Source organism: Acidovorax sp., assembly GCF_046339755.1.
Lineage (GTDB): Bacteria > Pseudomonadota > Gammaproteobacteria > Burkholderiales > Burkholderiaceae_C > Acidovorax.
In genome coordinates this window covers 1-22,262 of sequence record NZ_JBKDTZ010000048.1, presented here as the reverse complement: position 1 = coordinate 22,262, position 22,262 = coordinate 1, and the positions used below count along the sequence as shown (strand labels likewise).

At 63.9% G+C, this 22,262-nt stretch carries 24 protein-coding genes and 1 pseudogene; 17 read left to right on the top strand and 8 right to left on the bottom strand.

Annotated elements, in window-relative coordinates; translation table 11 throughout:
• Nucleotides 1-106: 106 nt before the first annotated feature.
• Nucleotides 107-259, bottom strand: a complete 153-nt coding sequence (locus ACK59X_RS04035; protein ID WP_409955389.1) for a hypothetical protein — start codon at nucleotides 257-259, stop codon at nucleotides 107-109.
• A 74-nt stretch (nucleotides 260-333) separates the two neighbouring features.
• On the opposite strand from ACK59X_RS04035, the gene ACK59X_RS04030 reads away from it, so the two are divergent.
• Complete coding sequence (locus ACK59X_RS04030; protein ID WP_409955387.1) at nucleotides 334-804, top strand: MerR family transcriptional regulator; 471 nt, start codon at nucleotides 334-336, stop codon at nucleotides 802-804.
• A gap of 97 nt (nucleotides 805-901) precedes the next feature.
• On the opposite strand, the gene ACK59X_RS04025 is transcribed toward ACK59X_RS04030, so the two are convergent.
• On the bottom strand, nucleotides 902-2,188 hold the full coding sequence (locus ACK59X_RS04025) for an arsenic transporter (RefSeq protein WP_409955386.1): 1,287 nt from the start codon (nucleotides 2,186-2,188) through the stop codon (nucleotides 902-904).
• Between the two features lie 113 nt (nucleotides 2,189-2,301).
• On the opposite strand from ACK59X_RS04025, the gene arsC reads away from it, so the two are divergent.
• The 12 genes from arsC (at nucleotide 2,302) to ACK59X_RS03965 (ending at nucleotide 11,725) form a co-directional block, all read left to right on the top strand.
• Nucleotides 2,302-2,733 (top strand): arsenate reductase (glutaredoxin), encoded by a 432-nt coding sequence (gene arsC, locus ACK59X_RS04020; protein ID WP_409955384.1) that lies wholly within the window; start codon nucleotides 2,302-2,304, stop codon nucleotides 2,731-2,733.
• Nucleotides 2,734-2,780: 47 nt separating this feature from the next.
• The gene (locus tag ACK59X_RS04015) at nucleotides 2,781-3,170 is read left to right on the top strand and encodes an ArsR/SmtB family transcription factor (protein ID WP_409955382.1); all 390 of its coding nucleotides are present in this window, start codon (nucleotides 2,781-2,783) and stop codon (nucleotides 3,168-3,170) included.
• Between the two features lie 110 nt (nucleotides 3,171-3,280).
• Nucleotides 3,281-3,784 (top strand): arsenate reductase ArsC, encoded by a 504-nt coding sequence (locus ACK59X_RS04010; protein ID WP_409955380.1) that lies wholly within the window; start codon nucleotides 3,281-3,283, stop codon nucleotides 3,782-3,784.
• Between the two features lie 38 nt (nucleotides 3,785-3,822).
• On the top strand, nucleotides 3,823-4,317 hold the full coding sequence (locus ACK59X_RS04005; RefSeq protein WP_409955379.1) for an arsenate reductase ArsC: 495 nt from the start codon (nucleotides 3,823-3,825) through the stop codon (nucleotides 4,315-4,317).
• Between the two features lie 56 nt (nucleotides 4,318-4,373).
• The gene (arsH, locus tag ACK59X_RS04000) at nucleotides 4,374-5,087 is read left to right on the top strand and encodes an arsenical resistance protein ArsH (protein WP_409955377.1); all 714 of its coding nucleotides are present in this window, start codon (nucleotides 4,374-4,376) and stop codon (nucleotides 5,085-5,087) included.
• Between the two features lie 98 nt (nucleotides 5,088-5,185).
• On the top strand, nucleotides 5,186-5,665 hold the full coding sequence (locus ACK59X_RS03995) for a MarR family winged helix-turn-helix transcriptional regulator (protein WP_409955375.1): 480 nt from the start codon (nucleotides 5,186-5,188) through the stop codon (nucleotides 5,663-5,665).
• Between the two features lie 47 nt (nucleotides 5,666-5,712).
• The gene (locus ACK59X_RS03990; RefSeq protein ID WP_409955373.1) at nucleotides 5,713-6,273 is read left to right on the top strand and encodes an arsinothricin resistance N-acetyltransferase ArsN1 family B; all 561 of its coding nucleotides are present in this window, start codon (nucleotides 5,713-5,715) and stop codon (nucleotides 6,271-6,273) included.
• Between the two features lie 16 nt (nucleotides 6,274-6,289).
• Nucleotides 6,290-7,180 (top strand): sterol desaturase family protein, encoded by an 891-nt coding sequence (locus tag ACK59X_RS03985; RefSeq protein ID WP_409955372.1) that lies wholly within the window; start codon nucleotides 6,290-6,292, stop codon nucleotides 7,178-7,180.
• Between the two features lie 55 nt (nucleotides 7,181-7,235).
• The gene (locus tag ACK59X_RS03980; RefSeq protein ID WP_409955370.1) at nucleotides 7,236-7,553 is read left to right on the top strand and encodes an ArsR/SmtB family transcription factor; all 318 of its coding nucleotides are present in this window, start codon (nucleotides 7,236-7,238) and stop codon (nucleotides 7,551-7,553) included.
• 66 nt (nucleotides 7,554-7,619) lie between these two features.
• Complete coding sequence (locus ACK59X_RS03975; protein ID WP_409955368.1) at nucleotides 7,620-9,089, top strand: FAD-dependent oxidoreductase; 1,470 nt, start codon at nucleotides 7,620-7,622, stop codon at nucleotides 9,087-9,089.
• A 38-nt stretch (nucleotides 9,090-9,127) separates the two neighbouring features.
• Nucleotides 9,128-10,348: an MFS transporter gene (locus ACK59X_RS03970; RefSeq protein WP_409955366.1), complete on the top strand. Its 1,221-nt coding sequence runs from the start codon at nucleotides 9,128-9,130 to the stop codon at nucleotides 10,346-10,348.
• A gap of 405 nt (nucleotides 10,349-10,753) precedes the next feature.
• Nucleotides 10,754-11,725: a succinylglutamate desuccinylase/aspartoacylase family protein gene (locus ACK59X_RS03965; protein ID WP_409955365.1), complete on the top strand. Its 972-nt coding sequence runs from the start codon at nucleotides 10,754-10,756 to the stop codon at nucleotides 11,723-11,725.
• Between the two features lie 120 nt (nucleotides 11,726-11,845).
• Here ACK59X_RS03965 and ACK59X_RS03960 read toward each other — a convergent pair whose 3' ends face one another.
• The 3 genes from ACK59X_RS03960 to cadR all read right to left on the bottom strand — a co-directional run bounded on the left by ACK59X_RS03960 (nucleotide 11,846) and on the right by cadR (nucleotide 15,080).
• Entirely contained in the window at nucleotides 11,846-12,517 is a 672-nt protein-coding gene (locus ACK59X_RS03960; RefSeq protein WP_409955363.1) for a S8 family serine peptidase, read from the bottom strand.
• A gap of 17 nt (nucleotides 12,518-12,534) precedes the next feature.
• On the bottom strand, nucleotides 12,535-14,001 hold the full coding sequence (locus ACK59X_RS03955; protein WP_409955361.1) for a hypothetical protein: 1,467 nt from the start codon (nucleotides 13,999-14,001) through the stop codon (nucleotides 12,535-12,537).
• 659 nt (nucleotides 14,002-14,660) lie between these two features.
• The gene (gene cadR / locus ACK59X_RS03950) at nucleotides 14,661-15,080 is read right to left on the bottom strand and encodes a Cd(II)/Pb(II)-responsive transcriptional regulator (protein ID WP_409955360.1); all 420 of its coding nucleotides are present in this window, start codon (nucleotides 15,078-15,080) and stop codon (nucleotides 14,661-14,663) included.
• A gap of 46 nt (nucleotides 15,081-15,126) precedes the next feature.
• Here cadR and ACK59X_RS03945 point away from each other — a divergent pair, with 46 nt between their 5' ends.
• From ACK59X_RS03945 to ACK59X_RS03930, 4 genes are all read left to right on the top strand, one after another.
• Entirely contained in the window at nucleotides 15,127-16,245 is a 1,119-nt protein-coding gene (locus ACK59X_RS03945; protein ID WP_409955358.1) for a cation transporter, read from the top strand.
• Nucleotides 16,246-16,555: 310 nt separating this feature from the next.
• On the top strand, nucleotides 16,556-17,629 hold the full coding sequence (gene selD, locus ACK59X_RS03940; protein WP_409955391.1) for a selenide, water dikinase SelD: 1,074 nt from the start codon (nucleotides 16,556-16,558) through the stop codon (nucleotides 17,627-17,629).
• The gene (gene mnmH, locus ACK59X_RS03935) at nucleotides 17,626-18,723 is read left to right on the top strand and encodes a tRNA 2-selenouridine(34) synthase MnmH (RefSeq protein WP_409955356.1); all 1,098 of its coding nucleotides are present in this window, start codon (nucleotides 17,626-17,628) and stop codon (nucleotides 18,721-18,723) included. The genes selD and mnmH overlap by 4 nt, the downstream gene beginning before the upstream one ends.
• 118 nt (nucleotides 18,724-18,841) lie before the next feature.
• Complete coding sequence (locus ACK59X_RS03930; protein ID WP_409955355.1) at nucleotides 18,842-20,014, top strand: putative sulfate/molybdate transporter; 1,173 nt, start codon at nucleotides 18,842-18,844, stop codon at nucleotides 20,012-20,014.
• Nucleotides 20,015-20,182: 168 nt separating this feature from the next.
• On the opposite strand, the gene ACK59X_RS03925 is transcribed toward ACK59X_RS03930, so the two are convergent.
• The 3 genes and pseudogenes from ACK59X_RS03925 to ACK59X_RS03915 all read right to left on the bottom strand — a co-directional run.
• Complete coding sequence (locus ACK59X_RS03925) at nucleotides 20,183-20,803, bottom strand: class I SAM-dependent methyltransferase (RefSeq protein ID WP_409955353.1); 621 nt, start codon at nucleotides 20,801-20,803, stop codon at nucleotides 20,183-20,185.
• A gap of 203 nt (nucleotides 20,804-21,006) precedes the next feature.
• Nucleotides 21,007-21,387: a rhodanese-like domain-containing protein gene (locus ACK59X_RS03920; protein WP_409955351.1), complete on the bottom strand. Its 381-nt coding sequence runs from the start codon at nucleotides 21,385-21,387 to the stop codon at nucleotides 21,007-21,009.
• Between the two features lie 54 nt (nucleotides 21,388-21,441).
• Nucleotides 21,442-22,125, bottom strand: a pseudogene (locus tag ACK59X_RS03915) (MBL fold metallo-hydrolase); the annotation flags it as partial.
• Nucleotides 22,126-22,262: the final 137 nt, after the last annotated feature.

Genomic DNA, 22,262 nt, shown 5'->3' with positions numbered 1-22,262 from the left:
TCAAAAGTGGGAGGCCACCATACCCGTTTACAAAGCGAACAGGAAAGTCAATGAAATCAACGGTCTACCCAGACCACCCCCGCGCCAGTGCTAGCTTTGCGTACCGTCACTTATTGCACTGAAAACGAGGAGACCCCCAGTCGAGCCCGGCGAGGCCCGCCACCGACAAGCCGGAGAGGATGGGCACGAGCAAGGGCACCGCGCAGCACGCCGCGCAGGCGCCGGCCAGACCGATGGTGGCGAGAAGGGGTTTTTTCATGGAGGTTCTTCGCAAAGGTGGTTCGGATAGACTGACTCTAGAACCTCAAGCCGCTTGAGATACAAGCCCCTACGATGAATAACCCTGCCGCCCAACTGACCATCGGAGCGCTGGCCGAGCGCACCGGGCTGAACGTCTCCGCGATCCGCTACTACGAGGAAGTGGGCCTGATCCCCGAGGCCATGCGCCGGCCCAGCGGGCACCGCGTGTACGGCGCGCAGGCGCAGGAGTTGCTCACGCTGATACGGCGCTGCCGTGACTTCGGGTTCTCGGTGGACGACACTAAGACCCTGGTGTCCCTGGCCGCCAGCGCCGACCGGGACTGCGTGGAGGCGCGTGACCTGGCCCAGGGCCACCTCGACGCGGTGCGCGCCAGGCTGGCAGACCTACTGGCCCTGGAGCGCAGCCTAAGCACGTTCGTGGCGGCGTGCACGGAGCAATGCCTGGGAGGCCCCGCGCCCCGGTGCACCATCCTGCAGGACCTGGGCCGCGACGAGCCTGCAGCACGGTCGGCCACTCCAACGCCCCGTCGCTGCTGCGGGTGAGCGCGCCGGCTGGCGCCGGTCCGCGATCAGCGGTGGTGGTTGCTCCCCCCACCGGCTGCGCCGGCGCGTGGCCGTGGTGAAGCAGGGCGGCGCGGCCTTACTGAACCGATAGCCGCAACGCCAGTGCCGCCAGCGTGACCAGCAGCACGGGCACAGTGAGCACCACCCCTACCCGGAAGTAGGTGCCCCAGCCGATGCGGATGCCCTTGCGCTCCAGCACATGCAGCCACAGCAAAGTGGCCAGCGAGCCGATGGGCGTTATCTTGGGCCCCAGGTCGCTGCCGATGACATTGGCGTAAATCATGGCCTCCTTTACCACGCCGCTGGCCGCAGAGGCATCGATGGACAGCGCCCCCACGAGCACCGTGGGCATGTTGTTCATGAGGGAAGACAGCATGGCAGTCAGCAAGCCGGTGCCGATGGCTGCGCCCCAGATGCCGTAGCCGGCGAAGATGTTGAGCAACTGGCTGATGTACGCGGTGAGTCCCTGGTTGCGCAGCCCGTAGACCACCAGGTACATGCCCAGCGAGAAGACAACGATCTGCCATGGCGCCCCGCGCAGCACCTTCTTCGTGCTGATCACGTGGCCCCGCCCGGCCACGGCCAGCAGCAGTGCGGCGCCTGCGGCGGCCGTGGCGCTGACGGGCACGCCCAGCGGCTCCAGCCCGAAAAAGCCCACGACCAGCCGCACCAGCACCACCCACCCCGTCCTGAAGGTGGCCGCATCGCGGATGGCTGCGGCCGGCAGCTTGAGCTGGGCCTGGTCGTAGGTTGCGGGGATCTCCTTGCGAAAGAACAGCAGCAGGATGGCCAACGAGGCTGCGACCGAAGCCAAGTTCACCGGCACCATCACCGAGGCGTATTCGTTGAAGCCGATGCGAAAGAAGTCGGCCGAGACGATGTTGACCAGGTTGGACACCACCAGCGGCAGGCTGGCCGCGTCGGCGATGAAGCCCGCGGCCATCACAAAGGCCAGTGTGGCACCCGGGCCAAACCCCAGGGCCGCGAGCATCGCGACCACGATGGGGGTGAGGATCAGCGCCGCACCATCGTTGGCAAACACCGCCGCCACGGCTGCGCCCAGCAGCACGATAAGCGCGAACAGCATACGCCCGTTGCCACGCCCCCAGCGCGCCACGTGCAGGGCCGCCCACTCGAAGAAACCGGCCTCGTCGAGCAGCAGGCTGACGATGATGATGGCGATGAAGGCGGCCGTCGCGTTCCACACGATCTGCCAGACCACGGCAATGTCGGAGAGTTGAACGACGCCGGTGAGCAGCGCCACGGCAGCGCCAGCGCTCGCGCTCCAGCCAATGCCCAGTCCGCGCGGTTGCCAGATCACCAGCGCAATGGTGGCGACGAATATCGACAGAGCCAGGAGCATCTGTTCTCTCTTTCTACAGGGGTTTCAGGGACGGGACCAGCATCGGCAGACCTCGAAAGCAGGCTGCGCATGCGGCACTTGAATATTTCAATAATAGTTGTATTATTGAGTGCATGCAAGCCTCAACCGCCTACACCATCTTCCACAACCCGGCCTGTGGAACCTCACGCAACGTGCTCGCGATGATCCGCCACTCGGGCATCGAGCCCACGGTCATCGAGTACCTCAAGACTCCCCCCAGCCGTGAGAAGCTCACGGAGCTGATCACCGCCATGGGTACTCCGGTGCGAGCGGTACTGCGCCAAAAGGGAACGCCCTACGACGAGTTGGGCCTGCAGAACCCCGAGCTGTCGGACGCACAGTTGCTGGACGCCATGATGGCCCACCCCATTCTCATCAATCGCCCCATCGTCGTGGCACCGGGCGGCACGCGGCTGTGCCGCCCGTCCGAAGCAGTGCTCGACCTGCTGCCCCCGCTGCCCGGCCCCTTCGCCAAGGAAGACGGCGAACCGGTCATCGACGCCCAGGGCAATCGGGTGGCGTGATCCCGGCCGTCACAGCCGTATTTCAACCATTCTTGTATAGTCAGCCTGTGCAAAAAGAAACCGCCACCTCCGTCTTCGAATCGCTGTCTTCGCCCGTGCGGCTGGACGTGTTCCGCCTGCTCGTGCGACAAGGGCCCGAAGGCATGGTGGCCGGCGAGATCTCGGTGGCGCTGGACGTGCCGCCCACCAACCTGTCCTTCCACCTGAAGGGCATGACGCATGCGTCCCTGCTCACCGTGGAGCAGGAGGGGCGTTATCAGCGCTACCGGGCCAACCTGGCGTTGATGGTGGAACTGATCGGCTACCTGACCGAAGAATGCTGCGCAGGTAACCCTGGTCTGTGCGTCGAGCTGCCTGGCAACGCGAGTTGCGCGCCAGCCGCTAAGCCAGCGCCTGCAGAGTCCAAGAAGCGTTACAAGACTGCAGCCACGGCGTGATAGACGTGGTGCTTCCCCGACTGTCTCTTTGCGGTCATCAATTCAATATTCAATGAATCATTGAAATTACCTCCCAGATCTTCCTGCACCCTTCACCCTGGAGTTCCCCCATGTCCGATTCCGACAAAATATACAACGTCCTGTTCATCTGCACGCACAACTCCGCCCGCTCCATCCTGGCAGAGGCCTTGCTGAATCACTTCGGCGGCGGGCGGTTCAAGGGCTATTCCGCGGGCAGCTTCCCCTCGGGCACGGTGAACCCGATGGCCTTGGCCACGCTGGAGCGTCTGCACGTGCCCGTGGTGGATGCGCGCAGCAAGAACTGGGAAGAGTTCGCTGCGCCGGGCGCCCCCGCGCTGGACTTCGTGTTCACCGTGTGCGACAACGCGGCGGGCGAGATCTGCCCCATCTGGCCCGGCCAGCCCATGAGCGCCCACTGGGGCGTGCCCGATCCCTCGACCGTGGAAGGCACGGAGGAAGAAGTGGAACGCGCCTTCCGCGATACCGCCCTGATCCTCAAGCGGCGCATCGAGCTGCTGCTGGCCCTGCCGCTGGCCAAGCTCGACACGCTGGCCATCAAGCGCCAGGTCGAAGACATCGGCCGCACCGCCTGAGCGGGCCATTGCAAACACCCCTTGCCTCTTGCATGACCATGACCACCAACATCCTCATCCTGTGCACCCATAACTCGGCCCGCAGCGTGCTGGCAGAGGGCATGCTCAACCACTTGGCCAAGGTGCGCGGCCTCGATGTGCGGGCCTTCAGCGCCGGCAGCGCGCCAAGCGGCCGCATCAACCCCCTGGCGCTGGAGGCGCTTGCCGCGGTGGGCGTCGCCACCGACGCCTTTCGCAGCAAGAGCTGGGACGAATTCATCGGTACCGACGTGCCTGCGATGCGCATCGTCATCACCGTCTGCGACAGCGCGGCCAATGAGGTGTGTCCCTACTGGCCGGGAACGCCCATCCAGATGCATTGGGGCTACCCCGATCCCTCCAACGCCCAGGGTGGTGAGGAAGGCAAGCGCCAGGCCTTCGAGATCACCCGCCAGGCCATCGGCTACCGCATGCTCCAATTGCTGGAGCTGCCCTTGGCCGACATGAGCGACACCGATCTGATGGTCCAGCTCAACCGCATCGCGCACAGCTGAGAACCTACCCATTCGCCACGTGCCGGAAAGCGTGGCACCTTCCATCGACCCGTTCCATGCAACCTGATCTTCCCAACATCGATCCCCAACTGCTGCAGTCGCCCGACACTGCGCGCCTGGCCGCGCCGCTGGTGTCCACCCACGCACCACGCATCCTGATGCTCTATGGCTCCCTGCGCGAGCGCTCGTTCAGCCGCCTGGCGACCGAAGAGGCGGCGCGCATCCTACAGGCCCTGGGGGCCGAAGTGAAGATCTTCAATCCGGAGGGCCTGCCCCTGGCCGACGGCGCGCCGGACTCGCATCCCAAGGTCGTGGAGCTGCGCACCCTGGCCGCCTGGTCCGAGGGCATGGTCTGGTGCTCCCCCGAGCGCCACGGCGCCATGACCGGCATCATGAAGACCCAGATCGACTGGATTCCGCTGGCCCAGGGGGCGGTGCGCCCCACGCAGGGCAAGACGCTGGCCGTGATGCAGGTCTGCGGCGGCTCGCAGTCGTTCAACGCCGTGAACCAGATGCGCGTGCTCGGTCGCTGGATGAGAATGATCACCATCCCCAACCAGTCGTCCGTGGCCAAGGCCTTCCAGGAGTTCGGCGACGACAACCGCATGAAGCCCTCGCCGTACTACGACCGCATCGTGGACGTGATGGAAGAACTCGTGAAGTTCACCCTGCTCACGCGCGATGTGTCGCCGTACCTGGTGGACCGCTACAGCGAACGCAAGGAGTCGGGCGAGGCGCTGATGCGCCGGGTGAACCAGGCATCGATTTGACGCCGCGCCATCCACCCGGCTCGCGCAGGTAGTTGCTATTGACAACGAAGAAACGGGTGGCTAACCTGCGTTCACATAGGTGCTATACACAACCAAATATGACTGCCACCAATCCAGGGAGCGTGCTGCGCGAAGTCGCCCGCATCTACACGCGGGCCCAGCGCGTGGTGGCCGAGTGCAGCAGCACCACCAACACCCAGTGCCATCTGCTGACCGAGCTGGGGCGCTCGGGCCCGTTGCCGCTGTCTGAACTGGGCGCGCGCGTGAGCCTGGAAAAGAGCTGGGTCTCGCGCGCCGTGGAGGCCATGGCCGCGCGGGGCCTGGTGACCAAGGAGCCCAACCCGCAGGATGCCCGCAGCTGGCTGGTCACCCTCACCGCCAACGGGGAGCGCAAGGTCCATGAACTGAACACCACCCTGGACGCCCATGCGGCACAGTTGCTCGGGTGCCTGAGCGGGCGCGACCGTGCCGCCGTCGAGAAATCGCTGCAGCTGCTGCTCAAGGCGCTGCGCCAGGACCAGGCCGCGCCTTGCTGCACCTTGCCTCGCCCTCCAAAGGACGCGGACCCGTGCTGCTGAACGGCACTGCGCTCCACCTTCACCCCTCCACCATCAGACGTTGTCCCATGACCATACGCACCGCCACCCCAGCCGACGCTGAAGCCATCACCGCCATCTACGCGCCCATCGTGGAGCACACCTGCATTTCGTTTGAGTTGGAGGTGCCAACTGTGGAGCAGATGCGCGAGCGCATTGCCAAGACCCTGCAGGAACTGCCCTGGCTGGTCAGCGAGGACGCTCAGGGTCGGATCAACGGCTATGTGTATGCCAGCAAGCACCGCGAGCGTGCGGCCTACCAGTGGTCCGTGGACACCACGGCCTACGTGCGCGAGGACGCGCGCGGGCAAGGCGTCGGCAAACGGTTGTATGGGGAGTTGAAGCACGCCCTGATCGGGCTCGGCTACTGCCAGGCATTTGCCGGCATTGCCTTGCCCAACCAGGCCAGCGTGGCGCTGCACGAGTCTGTCGGATTCGAGGCGCTGGGCGTGTACCGAAAGGTCGGCTTCAAGCTCGGGCAGTGGCATGACGTGGGCTGGTGGCAGTGCAGCCTGCAGTCGCCAGCCCATCCCGCTGTCCCTCAGAAATTCGATGCCCTGGCCTTCCGCACCGAAACACTCCAGGCCTGAAAAACAAGGACCGACCATGCCCGTCTTCCTGTCCCGCTACCTCTTGGTCCTGGTCTTTGTGGCCGGCCTCGGCGCCTTCGCCGTGGCCCGCGATGCTGGTGGACCGCTGGAGCCCGTGGTGCTGATCGCCTCGGCCGCGGCGCTGCTGCTGGCCAGTGTGCTGGAACGCTGCTTTCCCTATCGGGCAAGCTGGAACCAGCCGGATGGCGACCGCGCCACGGATTGGGCCAGCGCAGCCACCATGGTCGCCGTGGTGGAGCCGCTGCTCAAGCTGTTGGGAACACTGGCGCTGCTGGCGGTTTATGGGCAGGGCGGGCCGGGAACTACCGGCATATCGGCGTGGTTGCAGGGCTTGCCCTTTGTGCTGCAGGTCCTTCTGGCCACGCTGTTCATCGAGCTCGGCAAGTACGGGGCGCATCGGCTGCACCACACGGTCCGGCCGCTGTGGTGGCTGCATGCCATGCACCACAGCAGCGAGCGCCTCTACGCACTGAACAACCTGCGCTTTCACCCGCTGAACTACGCGATCAATTTCGCCATGTCGATGCTGCCGGCGCTGCTGCTGGGCTTCTCGTCCGAGGCCATCCTGTGCTACCTCGCCATTTCGCAGCCGGTGCTCATGCTCCAGCATGCCAACCTCGATCTGCGCAGCGGCTGGGCCAACTACGTGTTCAGCACCAACGAGCTGCACCGCTGGCACCACTCCACGGACAGCAGCGAGGGCGACTCCAACTTCGGCAGTGCTTTCGTTTTCTGGGACCAGGTCTTCGGCACTTTCCGCTACACGCCCGCCGGCAACGATCCTGTGCAGGTGGGTCTGTTTGCGTCCAGCGCGGGCTATCCGGCGCGTTCTGGCTACTGGGTCCAGTTGAAGTCGATGTTCTTGCCGACATGCTGCAGGGCTTGACATGCTGCGAGCAAAAATCGATCATTCGTAAAAATACGAATTAAGAAAGTGCCGCATGTCCTGCTGCCCGGGTGACGAAGAAGAGGTGCTGGTCCTGCTGGACGATGAGCGCACGGCCGAGCTCGCCATGCTGCTGAAGGCGCTGGCCCACCCGGCGCGCATCCAGTTGCTGCGCCATCTGTCCAGCTATGGCCAGTGCTATTTCGGCAGCCTGGCCGATGTGGTGGGCCTGGCTCCGTCCACCACGTCGCAGCATGTGAAGGTGCTCAAGGAGGCGGGCCTGATCCTGGGCTCCGCCGAAGAACAGCGCACCTGCTACTGCATCAACCCTGCGCGGCTCGCCGAGCTTAAGCAGCTGGTCCAGTCCCTGTGAGGAGGCCAAGGCCTCTTATTTTTGTCATGAATATTCGTTAATCTACGAAATACGAAGGAGATACCCATGGCTGACTCCCCATCTTCATCTGCATTTACGGTGGCCGTGATCGGCGCCGGTCCCATCGGGCTGGCCGCCGCAGCGCACCTGTTGGCCCGTGGCTTGGCGGTGGAGGTCTTCGAAGCCGGGCAAGGCGTTGCCGCCCATCTGCAGTCGTATGGCCACGTGCGCCTGTTCTCTCCCTGGCGCTACAACGTGGACAGCGCGGCGCGCGCGCTGCTGGAGGGCACCGGCTGGGCCATGCCCGAGCCTGAGGGTTTGCCCACGGCCGGCGAGCTGGTGGAGCGCTACCTGGGGCCGCTCGCAGCGCACAGTGCACTGCAGCCGCACATCCATTTGGGTCACCAGGTGCTGGGCATCTCGCGCGCTGGCTTCGACAAGGTCAAGACGGTGGGGCGGGAGCATGCGGACTTCGTGCTGGTGATCGAGACCAAAGAGGGGGTGAAAGAGGTCCGGGCCCAGGCGGTCATCGACGCATCGGGTACCTGGGGGCAGCCCAATCCCATGGGCATCCATGGTTTTCCTGCCCTGGGCGAGCGTGCAGCGCGGGAGCACATCGCCTATGGCATGCCAGACATCCTGGGCTCTGGGCGCGGCACTTATGCGGGCCGCTCGGTGATGGTGGTGGGCGCGGGCCATTCGGCCGCTGGCAACCTGCTGGCGCTGGCTGCGCTGGCAGATGAAGAGTCGGGCACCCGCGTGCACTGGGCAGTGCGGGGCAAGGACCTGCGCAAGATCTTCGGCGGTGGCAGTGCCGACGGCCTGCCGGCCCGCGGTGCCCTGGGCACGAGGCTGCGCGACCTCGTCGAGCAGCAGCGCATCGTCCTGCACCTGGGCTTTGGAGTGCAGTCCGTCGAGCGGGTCGCGGGCCGCATGACCGTGCGCGCCATCGATGCGACCTTGGCGCCAGTGGAAGGCGTTGACGAAATCATCGTGGCCGCGGGATCTCGCCCCGACCTGTCGTTGGCGCGCGAGCTGCGCACACGGCTCGATTCCTGGATCGAAAGCACCGAGGCCCTGGCTGACCTGATCGACCCCAACCTGCACAGCTGCGGCACCGTGCGCCCCCATGGCCACAAGGAACTGGCCCATCCAGAGCCCGGCTTCTACGTCATCGGCGCCAAGAGCTACGGGCGTGCCCCCAACTTCCTGATGGCCACGGGGTATGAGCAGGCGCGTTCCGTGGTGGCCGCCATTGCCGGCGATTGGGTGGCCGCCAACCAGGTGCAGCTCGATCTGCCTCAAACGGGCGTGTGCTCGGTGAACCTTTCCGAGCCGCCAACGGGGCAGACTTCCGCTGCGTCGGGTTGCTGTGGTGGCCCGGCGGTGCAAGACACATCGGCCTGCTGCGCGCTGGACGAGACAGAGAAGGCCAAGGGCAGCGAGGGATGCGGCTGTACTACGGCTGCGGCGCTCACTGCGTCCAAGGCCGCCTCCTTGCAGGTGGCTCCTGCCAAGGCGTCATGCTGCGGCTGATGCCCGCGTTCTCCATGGACTAGCCGAGAGAGATCCCCTTGCAACGTCTCACATCAGCAACCACCGTCGCCAGCCTGGGCACGGCCCAGACCCTGGCCTGGGCCTCCACCTACTACCTGCCGGCCATCCTGGCAGTGCCCATGGCCCGGGAGCTGGGGGTGTCGGTCCCCATGGTGTTTGCCGCGTTCTCCTGCGCGCTGGTGGTCTCCGCGCTGCTGGGGCCGTATGCCGGCCGCAGCATCGACCGCTGGGGCGGCCGGCCAGTGCTGATGGCCACCAGCCTGGTGTTTGCGCTGGGCCTGGCCGCACTGGCCATGGCCCAGGGCACCTGGGGCCTCTTCGCGGCGTGGGTACTGCTGGGCGTGGGCATGGGCAGCGGGCTGTACGAGGCAGCATTTGCCGCGCTGGTGCACCTGCATGGCAAGAACGCGCGCAACTCGATCACCGGCATTACCCTGATTGCCGGCTTTGCCAGCACGGTCGGGTGGCCGCTGTCGATGTGGATGGAGTCGCAGTGGGGCTGGCGCGGCGCCTGCTGGGCGTGGGCTGCGCTGCATCTGGTGGTGGGCCTGCCGCTCAACGCCTGGACGCCCCGCCGGCCGCAGGCCGAAGCGGCGGCCACGACCACCGCAACATCACCTGGCGTGCGAGCGCTGGCTGCAGATCCTGAACCAGTACATGCGCGCCGGGCCACCCTGCTGCTGGCCTTTGTGTTCGCGGCCACCTGGTTCACCAGCACCGCCATGGCCTCGCATCTTCCCCGCCTGCTGCAGGAGGGCGGCGCCACGCTGGCGACCGCCGTGGCCGTGGGCGCCCTGGTGGGCCCGGCCCAGGTGGCGGGGCGTCTGCTGGAGTTCGGCTTTCTGCGCCATGTGCACCCACTGCTGTCCGCCCGTCTGGCCGCGCTGATGCACCCGCTGGGCGCCGGCCTGCTGGCGGTGGCTGGGGCGCCAGTGGCAGCGGTGTTCGCGCTGTTCCATGGCGCAGGCAACGGCATCCTGACCATTGCCAAGGGCACGTTGCCGCTGGTGCTGTTTGGGCCCGCAGGCTACGGGCATCGGCAGGGCCTGCTCATGGTGCCGGCGCGCATTGCGCAAGCGGCGTCCCCATGGCTGTTTGGGCTGTGCCTGGACCGCCTGGGTGCGGGGGCGCTGTGGGTGTCTGCAGGCCTGGGGGTTGCGGCGTTTCTGGCACTGCTGGCGCTTGCTTCACCAGTGGAGGCACAGCCGAACACGCCTGCGGCTGGGCCAGCGCGGTAGCTGCAATCGGGATTTGGGAGGAGAAGCGCACACCGTGGAACAAAGAGATGGAGAACTCAACCGGGCGATCCAGGCAAAGAGCCGCAGCGGTCAAGCCAAGTGTTGCTGCGACAGCCAGACAGAACGGCTTGCCGAAGGCCGTTGCGAGCTGCTTCAGTTGACGGAGGTAGTGCTGTGTGTCCATGAGATAAGTCTCCTGTCACGCCTGGCGGATGCAAAACCCTACTGGGGGTCTCCCGCTTCGTGAGCTCAATGGACCAAGGATGCAGATCGAGCTTGGAAAGGCTCAGCCCTATACCGGTTTACCGACTTGACCCTTCACCCCCTGTAGGGTTTGACAAAGTGCCGGTCGTGACGTAAGACATTTGCACCCAACCAATATTGCGCACCAGATTGCCAACTCCCATGACCTCTTCGACCCGCCCATCATTCCTTCATGTTCACCAATTCATGGCACTGAAGCCGGGGCCGAAGGTCGTGGTTCTTGGTGCGGTCCATGGCAACGAGCGATGCGGTGCCCAGGCAATTGCACAGGTCGTGGACGAACTGGCGGCCGGCGCCTTCAGCATCGAACGGGGCGTCCTCACGATGGTGCCGGTGACGAACCCCTACGCCTATCAGCAGCGCACCCGGCAAGGGGATCGCAACCTCAACCGCAATCTGCGCGTCAGCGCCGAACCTGCCGATTACGAGGACCAGATCGCCAACGTCCTGTGCCCCTTGCTGGACGCGCACGACGTGTTGCTCGACCTGCATTCGTTTCACACCCCGGGGCAGCCCTTTACCATGGTGGGCCCCACCAACAACACCGGCACCCTTGAGCCGTTCCAACATTCAGCGCAGGAGGAGCGCTTGGTTGCGCACCTCGGGCCTCGGCGGGTGGTGGAAGGCTGGATGGATGTGTATGCCCGTGGCGTGCAGCGGCGACGGCAGGCCCAACAGTCTGCCAACGCTGCTCTTCTGGACACGGGGTATGGCATCGGCACATCCGAGTACATGCGCTCGCGTGGTGGCTACGGCGTGACGCTGGAATGCGGGCAGCATGACGATCCTGAGGCGGTCGGTGTCGCCTATCGCGCGATCCGGCAGACACTCGCCGTGCTTGGGCTGACATCGCTTGCGCTCAAACCGCCAGCTTCCGAGTTCCAGGTCCTGCGACTTGAGGACGTGGTGGATCGCGAACATGACGATGACCGCTTTGCCCAGCCGTGGAAAAGCTTCGATCCCGTGGTGGCCGGGCAAGTCATCGGGCTGCGGCACGATGGCCGCGAAGTGAAGGCTCCTGCCGATGGCTTTGTGGTCTTCCCGAACCCTGGGGCGATGCCGGGCAACGAATGGTTCTACTTTGCACAGAAGAGCGTTCGAACCATTGGCTGATCCTTGCTCATGAACATTCGACACCAGTCCCGCCAAGACCTGAACAGCCCAAGAATGCTCACCCTGTCAGCGTCTGCCGCCCAACGGCCGAGGGGTTCGTCAAAGTAAGACGAGCTCCGGCTATGGCCCACCAGTCGAATAGGCAACTCTCCGATACTGAAATGTTCCCGCCGGAATGGTGACACTCATCGGCACGCTGGCGTAGTCGTTCACCCAATCGATGAAGGCATCGACACCTGCCGTTGGGTATCTGCTCTTGAATAGCGCCGCAAGCCCTGACACGTGTGCACCTGCTTGAGACGTCCCCCCACCGCTGAAAGTAGCCGTAGTGGATGCTCGCCCAGCTCCAACCACTGGTGGTCCACCGAGCTGCGACTTCAAACCCCCAGGAGCAAAGAAGATAGGTTTGGTGTAGTTGCTGGGTGCCGCCAGGTTCGAGTAGCTTGCTCGAGTCATCCCAACTCCATCGTTGGGTACTGCTGCAACCTTGATCACATTCTCCGAACAGGCTGGATGGCTGATCCCATTCAAAAGGCCGTGGTTGCCCGTGATAGAAATGATGGGCACACCCGCACTATAGAGAAAGTCCATCCAGGTCTGATGCGATACCGCACCTGCTGCTGCATCACAATCACTTCCATAGGTTGCTGTGGTGTGAATACTCATGTTGACAATCATCTGCGCAGGCGAATCGGGATGTGTGTTAACTGCACCTGAAAGATAAACCACCCTCTCCAAGGCAAAGTCAAGGTCCATCAGGTGATATGCCGCCTGCTTTGGCGTAGTTTTCATATTGTATGAAAATACATTTATCGAATACAACTGCGCCCCGGGAGCGACCCCTGCAATGTCCCTCCGCTGACATTCGGCGATGCAATACCGGCAGCAATTGATGCCATATACGTTCCGTGATCACATTGCGTGAAGTCCACGTTCAAGCAGTTGGCAATGTTTTGATTTGGCTCACCCGCATCCGGCGTCCCAAGGGGGCTATCTCCGAAACCGTCTTCGTTTGGACACACAGAAAACCAACCAGTAAAGATAGTATTCGTTCCATAGCAATCCTCTCCGATGACCTTGGTGACCCCATTCATGATGAACATTTCATGGCTCTTTCGGATACCCTCATCGAGTACAAAGATGGCTTGGTTGGTACCGGTAGTGCCAGAATTCCAGGCGGCTGGAGCATTCATCAGAGGAGCACTTCCGCTCAGCCCTTTCACCCCTCCCACGCGGTTCGCTGCAACTTCAAGGATCCGGGGGTCGGCGTTGCTCTTGAGCCGCGTGAATTGCGCTGGCGTCAGGCGAACGTGCACGGAACCCATGGTGTCGCGCGCAGGTTGCTCTGGCGGAGTCCTGATACCAGCATTGGTCAGGATCTCGCTGAGTGCCTGGCGATTGGCTTGTGCTTGGTTCCTTCCGGCCGCAGAGTTCCATCGAATCTTGGTGGTGTAAAAAAGGCCACCCCTGATCAGGATGGTCACTTCGACCGTACCTTCTCTCTCGGCGTCCGCTAGCGCCCAAGACGACCAGGTTGCAACTCGAGGATCCTTGTGGCCGATAGGGCGAAGAGATCGCACTGCAGGATGACCCTGCAATGTTATTAGCGTCGGCAAATCGATTTCCGCCAAGATTGATGCGGGATTCGCTGCATTTTTTTGAATTGAATCCACAAAACGACTGGATTCCAATTCGGTTGCTTTCAGCTGCCCAATCAATCGCTCGGACTCTTCCTCGAGTTCTTTCGAGAGGATGACTTTTGTACTGCCGTCGGGCAGTATCTGGTACTGCACCGTCGAGCTATTCAGAACCACCTCTGCGAATGCACGCCCATTGTGCTTGACGAGATTTTTTAGCGCAGACAGGCTGCCATCAAGGTCATGCACCGTATTGCGTGTCTTTTCGGAGGTATCTCGTCGGAATGAAACGACGTTCTGGCTTTTTTCCAGAATGGCCAATCCATCGGCTTTGAGCACAAGGCCAAACTGACCCGTAGGACTGCTCCAGGAGCCGCCACGATAAACAAACTCACCCAGCTCTTTCTTGATGGCATCGGTTTTTACGCCGAGTTCCTTGGACAAGGTCAGATAGTCGCTAGACGTTTTGGGGGGAAGTGGGGAACTCGAAGCGATAACCGTCACACGCACCGCGCCATCCTCTATGGCGATTTTTCTCATCTCGGCGAGTTCTGCCGGATCCACTTTCGCTGCGTTCACTGAGACGCACGCCGCAATCTGCGCGAGCAGAATGATCCACTGCTTCAGGTTCAACTTCATGGAATTTCCCTCGAAGTGATGAGTACCTCGCCCAACGCGGCTTGCGTGGCGGCAAGAAGGTTGTGCACTTTGCTCCCGGTGGGATACGTGAGCAAGGAATTCTTTGCACGCACAGTCACCTTCCTACGCGAAGCGCCACCTGCGCAGCCAGCGCGGCCATGACGCGATGAGATGGCGGTCCGAACAGGTGTCCCCAGTGTCAACGCATCGATCTCAGGAGCATCGCACTCGCATGCTCAATGCACATCCACACAGAAATCCACCCGAAACTCCGAGTTCTGCATGCGCCCCCTCTGAGCCTGTACCCGTGGAGGTTGGTGACGATCCGGGTCCCCTGCACCTTGTAGTCCACGCTGTCAAGGATGTGCCCATGGATCCAGGTGCTGGCCTTTCCCATCATCGCCTCCAGAGCGGTCGCATAGCAAAGTGACAGCGGGTGCCCCTCGAACTTCACGGGGACTGATCGGGGATGCGGTGCATGGTGGGTGACCACCACGGTTTTCCCTGGGTCAGCCAGGCCCAGCTGTTCCTCCAGCCACTGCCAGCTCGCGTCGCCGGCAGTACAGAAATATTGATCCGCTGGCCATAGGACCGCCACTTCATGACGCTTATCCAGTCTGCCCGGCCCGACGGGCATGATCCTTCTGCCGGGGATCTTCTCAGCGGCCCGTTGAGCAGTTTGCCCCGGTGGTGGTACGCAGCGATTCGAGTGCGCCGCAGTCGCCAACACAAACACCTCCCGCGCAGGTACTGCGGATGGCGCGCAGTTGCTTGCGCAGGGCCTGCAGCTCGACGATCCGCTGCTCTACCAGGTGCATGTGATCGTCCAACAAGGCATTGACCTCGTCGCAGGGCTTGGCAGGGTCGTCCTGCAGTTGCAGAAGGGCCCGAATGTCGTCGTGTGGCATATCCAGCGAGCGGCAGCGAACGATGAAGGCCAGCCGGTCCACATGCTGCTGGCCATAGTGCCGGTAGTTGTTGGCGGCGCGCATGGGCGCCTGCAGAAGACCCTCTGCCTCGTAGAAGCGCACCGTGGGGACGGAGCACCCTGCCAATGACGATAGTTCACCGATTTTCATATGCGCCTCGCTACCTCTTGACTCTACATCTACTTGAGGGTTTCCAATGCGGGGCATGAGTACATGTCAAAGCAATGGCTGCTCGGGCAGCTGTGAATCCCAGGCCAAGGGCGACTTGCCCCCAGGCACTGGTGCATCCCTGGTGAGCACGTTTTCCATTCCAGGAATGGACTGCCCCTCCGAGGAGAATCTCATTCGCATGGCCCTGGGCGGCTTGCCCGGGTTGGGGCCAATGACCTTCGATTTGGCCGGTCGGCAGCTCCGAATCGTGCACTCGGGTGAACCCGCCCGGATCGCCGAGAAGCTGGGCCCCCTGAATCTAGGGGCGGCTCTGCTCAAGAGCGAGGAGCGCGTCGAGGGTGGCCAGTGGAAGACCCGCTTCTCCGTGCCAAAGATGGATTGCCCTTCGGAGGAGAACCTCATTCGCATGGCACTGGCCGATGCGGCTGCAGTTGGCGCTCTGGACTTCGATTTGAAGGGCCGTGTACTCACTGTGCAGCATGGCGGGAGCCCGCAGGAGCTGCTGGCTCGTCTCACTCCCCTCAACCTGGGGGCGCAGGTATTGGACAGCGCTCCAGCCATCGAGGCGCAAGCGATAGCACCTGATGCTGAAGGGGATGCGGCCGAGGCGCGGACGCTGAAGCTTTTGCTCGCGATCAACGGTGCCATGTTCGTCTTCGAGATGGTCGTGGGCCTGATCGCCCAGTCGACCGGGCTCATCGCGGACTCGCTCGACATGTTCGCCGATGCGGCGGTCTACGGACTGGCGCTCTACGCTGTGGGTCGTGCCGCCGCCTTGAAGGTCAAGGCAGCGCACGTCGCAGGCTGGCTGCAGGTTGTGCTTGCGCTGGGCGCGCTTGCGGAGGTTGTTCGGCGGGCCGTCGTGGGCAGCGAGCCAGAGTCCATGCTCATGATGGGCATCGGATTGATTGCACTTGTCGCCAATGTCATCTGCCTGGTGCTTATCACCAAGAAGCGTGACCGCGGTGCCCACATGACCGCGAGCTACATTTTTTCTGCGAATGACGTGATTGCTAACGCAGGGGTGATCGTCGCTGGTGCGCTGGTCGCGTGGACGGGATCCTCGTACCCTGACTTGATTATTGGCACCGTCATCGCGCTGGTGGTGCTCAACGGTGCTCGCCGCATCCTGAACCTTCGATAGGCCTGCCTCCGCAGCACTCCTTGAGCCGACGCTGAGTCACAGCGGGATAGCCGGCTGCTTGCCTCAGTTGCAAACGGGGTGTTTTGCTCGGAAAGCGAGATTACCCTGGTGCGGCACAATGCAAGCGAAATTGAAACGCCATTTTTTCACCTGCTAACGCTGGATGGACGGATTGCGCACCTCCCAGCCATGAGGCGGAGCAGAGTCTAACGAAGTAGAAGCTTCGTCCACCAGGTTTGGCGCAGTGCAAATTGGGCAAAGGATCGCTAGCTTGCGCAAAGCTATGCAGACCGCTCACCCCATGACCGATATGACCTCCACACCCACAACTTCTCCTCCATCCGTGCGCCTTAGCCAGTTCTCGCATGGTGGCGGCTGTGGCTGCAAGATCGCCCCAGGCGTGCTTTCCGAAATCCTGCGTAGCAGCGGTGGCGCGGCCGGCCTGCTGCCCAAGGAACTGTTGGTAGGCATCGAGACCGCCGACGACGCGGCGGTGTACCAGCTCAACGACGAGCAGGCGCTGATCGCCACCACTGATTTCTTCATGCCCATCGTGGACGATCCGTTCGACTTCGGTCGCATCGCGGCCACCAATGCCATCAGCGATGTGTATGCCATGGGTGGGCGCCCCATCATGGCCCTGGCCATCGTGGCCATGCCGGTCAACCAACTGCCTGTGGAAGTGATCGGCCGCGTGCTCGAAGGTGGCCAGGCTGTGTGCAAGGCGGCCGGCATACCGATTGCCGGCGGCCACACCATCGACTCGGTCGAGCCCATCTATGGCCTGGTCGTTATGGGCCTGGTGCACCCCAGCCGAGTGCGCCGCAACCGCGATGCGCGTGCCGGCGACGTGCTGGTGCTGGGCAAGCCGCTGGGCGTGGGCGTGCTCTCCGCGGCCTTGAAGAAAGGCCTTCTGGACGATGCCGGCTACGCCCGCATGGTGGAGACCACCACGCGGCTGAACACACCGGGTATTGCCTTGGCGGCAATGGAGGGCGTCCATGGGCTGACGGATGTGACCGGCTTTGGCATCGCTGGCCACACGCTGGAGATGGCGCGCGGCGCAGGCCTGCGCGCCGTACTCGACTGGAACCTCCTGCCTTTCCTCGGGGGTGTGGCCTCGCTGGCCGCGCAAGGCGTCATCACTGGTGCATCGCGCCGCAACTGGGAGGGCTATGGTGCGGAAGTGGTGCTGGACAGCGGCCTGCCAGCCATTGCGCAGGCGCTGGTGACCGATCCGCAGACCAGCGGCGGGCTGCTGGTGAGCTGCGCGCCACACGTGGTGGAGAGCGTGCTGCGCACCTTCCGCGACGAGGGCTTTGGGGAAGCTGTGGTGGTCGGCCACATGGAAACCGGCGCGCCCGGCCTAACGGTCGCGCCATGAAGGAGCCTACGCGGGTACACGACCGGCACGCCTTCGATACCCTGATCGACGCGCGCACCCCGGCAGAGTTCGCCATCGACCACATCCCCGGCGCCGTGAACCTGCCCGTGCTCGACAACGAGGAGCGGCGCATCGTCGGCACCCTGTACAAGCAGGTTGGAGCCTTTGAGGCGCGCCGCGTGGGCGGCGCCATGGTGGCAGCCAACCTGGCGCGCCACCTGCAGGGCCCGCTGGCCGACAAGCCCGCCGGCTGGAAGCCGCTGGTGTACTGCTGGCGCGGCGGGCTGCGCAGCGGCTCGATGACGGCCTGGCTGCGACTGGTGGGCTGGGATGCGCAACAACTGGCAGGCGGTTACAAGGGGTGGCGGCGCCACGTCATCGATACCATCGAACAGCTGTCGCCCGGTTTGCCGCTGGTGGTGCTGTGCGGGGCCACCGGCACCGCCAAAACCCGGCTGCTGCATGCCTTGGCCGCTCAAGGCCAGCAGGTGCTGGATCTGGAAGGACTTGCCCGGCACAAGGGCTCGCTCTTGGGCGCATTGCCCGACGTGGCCCAGCCCTCGCAGACCGCCTTCGAGACCGCCATCGCCAGCGCCCTGGAAGGGCTGGACCCCGCGCGCCCCCTGTACATCGAGGGCGAAGGCCGCCGCATCGGTCGCCTGACGGTGCCGCTCACGCTGGTCGAGCGCATGCGCCACAGCCCGTGCATCGAGGTGCAGGCGCCCGTGCCAGCCCGTGTGGCCTATCTGCTGCGCGACTACGCCTACCTGGGCGAGCGCCCGCAGTGGCTGGCCGACCAGCTCGATCCGCTCAAGCCCTTGCATGGCAAGGAGACCATCGCCGCCTGGCAGGCCATGGCCCAGGCGCGCCAGCTACCCCAGCTGTTCGAGGCGCTGGCCACGCGGCACTACGACCCCTCGTACGCACGCTCCAACCGCTCGTACTTCCGCCGATGGGAAGAGCGGCAGGTGGTAGAAACCGGAGACCTTTCGCACGAGGGCGTCCGAGCGCTGGCACACCGAATTGCTGGGCTGGACATACCCGCGCCAGAGGACAGCGCTGCACCCGGGGCCTCCGAGGTCCTGGCCTCCTGAAGGCACCTTGCGAGCCAGTGCAGGTCGGCCTCCAGGGCGTGTTCGGCCCGCCATAAGCTCATGCCGACTGTGCACAAGCCGTGTTTGAGAATGGCGGGATGAACCCAGGAGCGATGCCATGATCCCAGAATCCGCTGACGAGGTGACCTTGCCCCGTCCCGGGGCCAATCGCTACGACCGCATGGAATGGGCCGGCGCCTTTGGGGACCTGGGCACGCTGATCCCGTTCGTTGCCGCCTACATCGGCGTTCTCAAACTCGATCCGTTCGGCGTACTGTTTGCCTTTGGCCTCTCGATGATCGTCTGCGGCGCTTACTACAAGACGCCGTTTCCGGTGCAGCCGATGAAGGCCATCGGCGCCGTCGCATCCATCCAGGCGGTACAGACGGCACTCGTCACCCCCGCGGCTGTGTACATCGCGGCGGTGGCCACCGGCATCATCTGGTTCATCCTTGGGGTAAGCGGCCTGATGGCCCGCCTGGCGCGGCTCGTGCCGCCGGCAGTCGTCATCGGAATCATGCTGGGCCTGGGGTTTGGTTTCATGCTGCAGGGCATCAAGATGATGCAGTCCGACTGGATCGTCGCGGCCGCCGGGATGGCCGGTACCTTGGCGCTGATGGGCAATCGAACCGTGCCGGCGATGTTCGTGCTGCTGGCGTTTGGTGCGGTGGTCGGTGGTGTTCAGAACCCCGAACTGCTCTCGCGTCTGGGCAGCGCCTCCATCGGCTTCAAGACCCCGAGCATGGCGCTCACGGACGTCGGGGGGAACCAGCTCTTCGTGGGCGTGGTGCTGCTGGCGCTGCCCCAGATCCCCCTGACGCTCGGCAATGCCGTCATCGCCATCACCGACGAGAACAACCGGCTGTTTCCGCAGCGGCCTGTGACCGAGGGACGGGTCGCGATTTCCACGGGGATCATGAACTTGTTCAGTGGCGCGGTAGGCGGCATTCCGATGTGCCACGGCGCCGGCGGCATGGCGGCCCATGTGGCCTTTGGTGCCAAGACGGGCGGCAGCGTGGTGATCCTGGGCGGTGTGCTGCTGGCCCTGGCCTTGTTTTTCAGCCAGTCGGTGGAGGCGCTTTTTCAGCTGCTTCCTGCCGCGGTGCTGGGCGTGGTGTTGTTTCTGACGGGGGTGCGGCTGGCCGCGGGAAGCAGCGTGTTGCCCGCAGGGCGCGGAGACCGCATCGTCGTGCTGGTATGCGCGGCTGCTTGCATGTGGAACGTAGCAGCCGGATTTTTGATCGGAATCGCGCTTCATCACCTGAATGCCAGGGGGATGTTGAAGCTCTAGTCCCACCTCCGCAGCGGTTGCTTGTGCCCAGCGCTCAGTTGACTAATTGCGCGGCGGTTTCAGCGTCTGCCAAGAGTCCGCCGCCTGTACTGGACGGCGGGCATCTTGGGCGACATTGCGTACATCGAGGGGGAGCGGATACCCGGCGATCTCAGGGCCTGATGGCGCCTACTGCGCGTGGTGCCGGCAAAAGCAGTAGACGAACTGCTGCGGTGCGCCCCAAGGGGTGGTGTGGATCTCGGTATGGGTATCGACCAGCTCGAAGGGAGCGCCGAACTTGCCATGCAGTTCATCAGGCGCGTAGCGGGAAACCGCCAGGCCGCTGCACTTCTCAGGCCCCTGCGGGCCGAAGGTGCCGACAATGGCAAAGCCGCCCGGTCTGAGGGCGTGCACCACCTGCGCCACATAGCGCTCGCGTTGCTCGTCAGTGGTCAGAAAGTGGAACACCGCGCGGTCATGCCACACATCCACCGAAGCCGCAGGCAGCTCCATCTCCAGCATGTCGGCGGCCAGCCAAGCTACATCGGCGGCCTTGGACCCCAGGCGCTGCTGCGTGACCTCCAACGCAGTGCGGGAGAGGTCCAACACCGTGATGTCCTGGTAGCCATCAGCCAGAAGGTCATCGACCAAGGTGGACTCGCCACCACCCACGTCGATGATGGATGCCTGCTTGGAAGGGGCTGCCGTCCTGACGTAGTGCAGGGACTGCAACAGATGCGGCGCATACCAGCTCACCGATTCAGGCGATTTGGTGCCGTAGACCGATTCCCAATGCGTTTGATTGCTCATGGCAAGACCGCCCTTTTTGCTGATGGAAAGAGTACCAGAACGGCAAAGCATCGCAAACTTTGGCCTGGAATGGTTTATGTGCGGGCCCAGCGCCCTGAACACCAGGGACAGTGGCACGATGGCCAGCGAGGCGATGGTGCTCTAGTGGACGGCCTCTTTCAGCATTGCAGGCACGGGGGCAGGCATGTGCACGGGCATGAACCTCAGTCGAACGAGGGTTGCTCGGGCAACACGATAGGCAGGCCCGCCTGCACCCAGGCCTCAATGCCGCCGGCGATGGATTGCACATTCAGGTAGCCCATGGACTGCAGCGAGTGTGCAGCCAGCGCAGCGCGGCCGCTGGTCTTGCAGTAGAGCACCACGCGCAGGTCGCGCCGCTCGAACGCAGGGTTGCCGGCGAGCCGGAACTCCAGCACGCCCCGGGGCATGCTCACGGCGCCCTGCAGTTGGCCCGCGGCAAACTCGTCGGCCTCGCGCACGTCGATCAGCAGGTCGGCGGCGCGGATGGCGTCTTGCGCCTGGCCGACGGGCACTTCAGTGACATGGGCCTTGGCCTCGGCCACCAGCTCGTGTGGGGTTTTCATGGTGTCAACTCTCCTGATTGGGTTGCGGTAGGCAGGGCTGCGGGGCCTCGGCCATCACAGCGCATTGAGCGGTATGCGCAGGTAGGCCACGCCGTTGTCGTCCTTGGGCGGCAGGTCGCCGGCGCGGATGTTGACCTGCACGGAGGGCAGGATCAGGACCGGCATCTCCAGCGTGGCATCGCGGCGGGTGCGCATGGCGACGAAATCATCCTCGCCCACTCCATCGTGCACGTGGATGTTGTGCGCTCGCTGGTCCGGCACCGTGGTCTGCCATGCGGGCTCCCGGCCTGCGGGCGGGTAGTCGTGGCACATGAACAGGCGCGTCTCGGCTGGCAAGGCCAGCAGCCGCCGGATGGACTGGTAGAGCGTGTGCGCGTTGCCACCCGGGAAGTCGCAGCGCGCCGTGCCCACATCGGGCATGAACAGGGTGTCGCCCACAAACACGGCATCGCCCACCCGGTAGGCCATGCAGGCCGGGGTATGGCCCGGTACCGCCAGTGCCTGCGCCTGCATGCTGCCAATCCGGAACGCCTCGCCATCAACGAACAGGTGGTCGAACTGTGCGCCATCCGTGTGGAAACCCGGCTCCAGATGGAAGATGCCCTTGAACACCTTCTGCACCTGGGTGATGGCGGCGCCAATCGCGATCTGCCCGCCCAGCACATCACGCAGGTGGTGCGCGGCAGTGAGGTGGTCCGCATGGGCATGGGTTTCCAGAATCCACTGCACAGTGAGTTGGGGTCTCCTCGTTTTCAGTGCAATAAGTGACGGTACGCAAAGCTAGCACTGGCGCGGGGGTGGTCTGGGTAGACCGTTGATTTCATTGACTTTCCTGTTCGCTTTGTAAACGGGTATGGTGGCCTCCCACTTTTGAG

Excerpts from the sequence above, each read along its gene's own strand:
- ACK59X_RS04035 (WP_409955389.1), bottom strand. The coding sequence starts at position 259 with ATGAAAAAACCCCTTCTCGCCACCATCGGTCTGGCCGGCGCCTGCGCG.
- ACK59X_RS04010 (WP_409955380.1), top strand. The coding sequence starts at position 3,281 with ATGTCCGATTCCGACAAAATATACAACGTCCTGTTCATCTGCACGCAC.
- ACK59X_RS04030 (WP_409955387.1), top strand. The coding sequence starts at position 334 with ATGAATAACCCTGCCGCCCAACTGACCATCGGAGCGCTGGCCGAGCGC.
- selD (WP_409955391.1), top strand. The coding sequence starts at position 16,556 with ATGACCTCCACACCCACAACTTCTCCTCCATCCGTGCGCCTTAGCCAG.
- ACK59X_RS03930 (WP_409955355.1), top strand. The coding sequence starts at position 18,842 with ATGATCCCAGAATCCGCTGACGAGGTGACCTTGCCCCGTCCCGGGGCC.
- ACK59X_RS03920 (WP_409955351.1), bottom strand. The coding sequence starts at position 21,387 with ATGAAAACCCCACACGAGCTGGTGGCCGAGGCCAAGGCCCATGTCACT.
- arsH (WP_409955377.1), top strand. The coding sequence starts at position 4,374 with ATGCAACCTGATCTTCCCAACATCGATCCCCAACTGCTGCAGTCGCCC.
- ACK59X_RS03945 (WP_409955358.1), top strand. The coding sequence starts at position 15,127 with ATGCGGGGCATGAGTACATGTCAAAGCAATGGCTGCTCGGGCAGCTGT.
- cadR (WP_409955360.1), bottom strand. The coding sequence starts at position 15,080 with ATGAAAATCGGTGAACTATCGTCATTGGCAGGGTGCTCCGTCCCCACG.
- ACK59X_RS03975 (WP_409955368.1), top strand. The coding sequence starts at position 7,620 with ATGGCTGACTCCCCATCTTCATCTGCATTTACGGTGGCCGTGATCGGC.
- ACK59X_RS04025 (WP_409955386.1), bottom strand. The coding sequence starts at position 2,188 with ATGCTCCTGGCTCTGTCGATATTCGTCGCCACCATTGCGCTGGTGATC.
- ACK59X_RS03925 (WP_409955353.1), bottom strand. The coding sequence starts at position 20,803 with ATGAGCAATCAAACGCATTGGGAATCGGTCTACGGCACCAAATCGCCT.
- ACK59X_RS04005 (WP_409955379.1), top strand. The coding sequence starts at position 3,823 with ATGACCACCAACATCCTCATCCTGTGCACCCATAACTCGGCCCGCAGC.
- ACK59X_RS03965 (WP_409955365.1), top strand. The coding sequence starts at position 10,754 with ATGACCTCTTCGACCCGCCCATCATTCCTTCATGTTCACCAATTCATG.
- ACK59X_RS03995 (WP_409955375.1), top strand. The coding sequence starts at position 5,186 with ATGACTGCCACCAATCCAGGGAGCGTGCTGCGCGAAGTCGCCCGCATC.
- ACK59X_RS03960 (WP_409955363.1), bottom strand. The coding sequence starts at position 12,517 with ATGAAAACTACGCCAAAGCAGGCGGCATATCACCTGATGGACCTTGAC.
- ACK59X_RS03955 (WP_409955361.1), bottom strand. The coding sequence starts at position 14,001 with ATGAAGTTGAACCTGAAGCAGTGGATCATTCTGCTCGCGCAGATTGCG.
- ACK59X_RS03990 (WP_409955373.1), top strand. The coding sequence starts at position 5,713 with ATGACCATACGCACCGCCACCCCAGCCGACGCTGAAGCCATCACCGCC.
- arsC (WP_409955384.1), top strand. The coding sequence starts at position 2,302 with ATGCAAGCCTCAACCGCCTACACCATCTTCCACAACCCGGCCTGTGGA.
- ACK59X_RS03985 (WP_409955372.1), top strand. The coding sequence starts at position 6,290 with ATGCCCGTCTTCCTGTCCCGCTACCTCTTGGTCCTGGTCTTTGTGGCC.
- ACK59X_RS03980 (WP_409955370.1), top strand. The coding sequence starts at position 7,236 with ATGTCCTGCTGCCCGGGTGACGAAGAAGAGGTGCTGGTCCTGCTGGAC.
- mnmH (WP_409955356.1), top strand. The coding sequence starts at position 17,626 with ATGAAGGAGCCTACGCGGGTACACGACCGGCACGCCTTCGATACCCTG.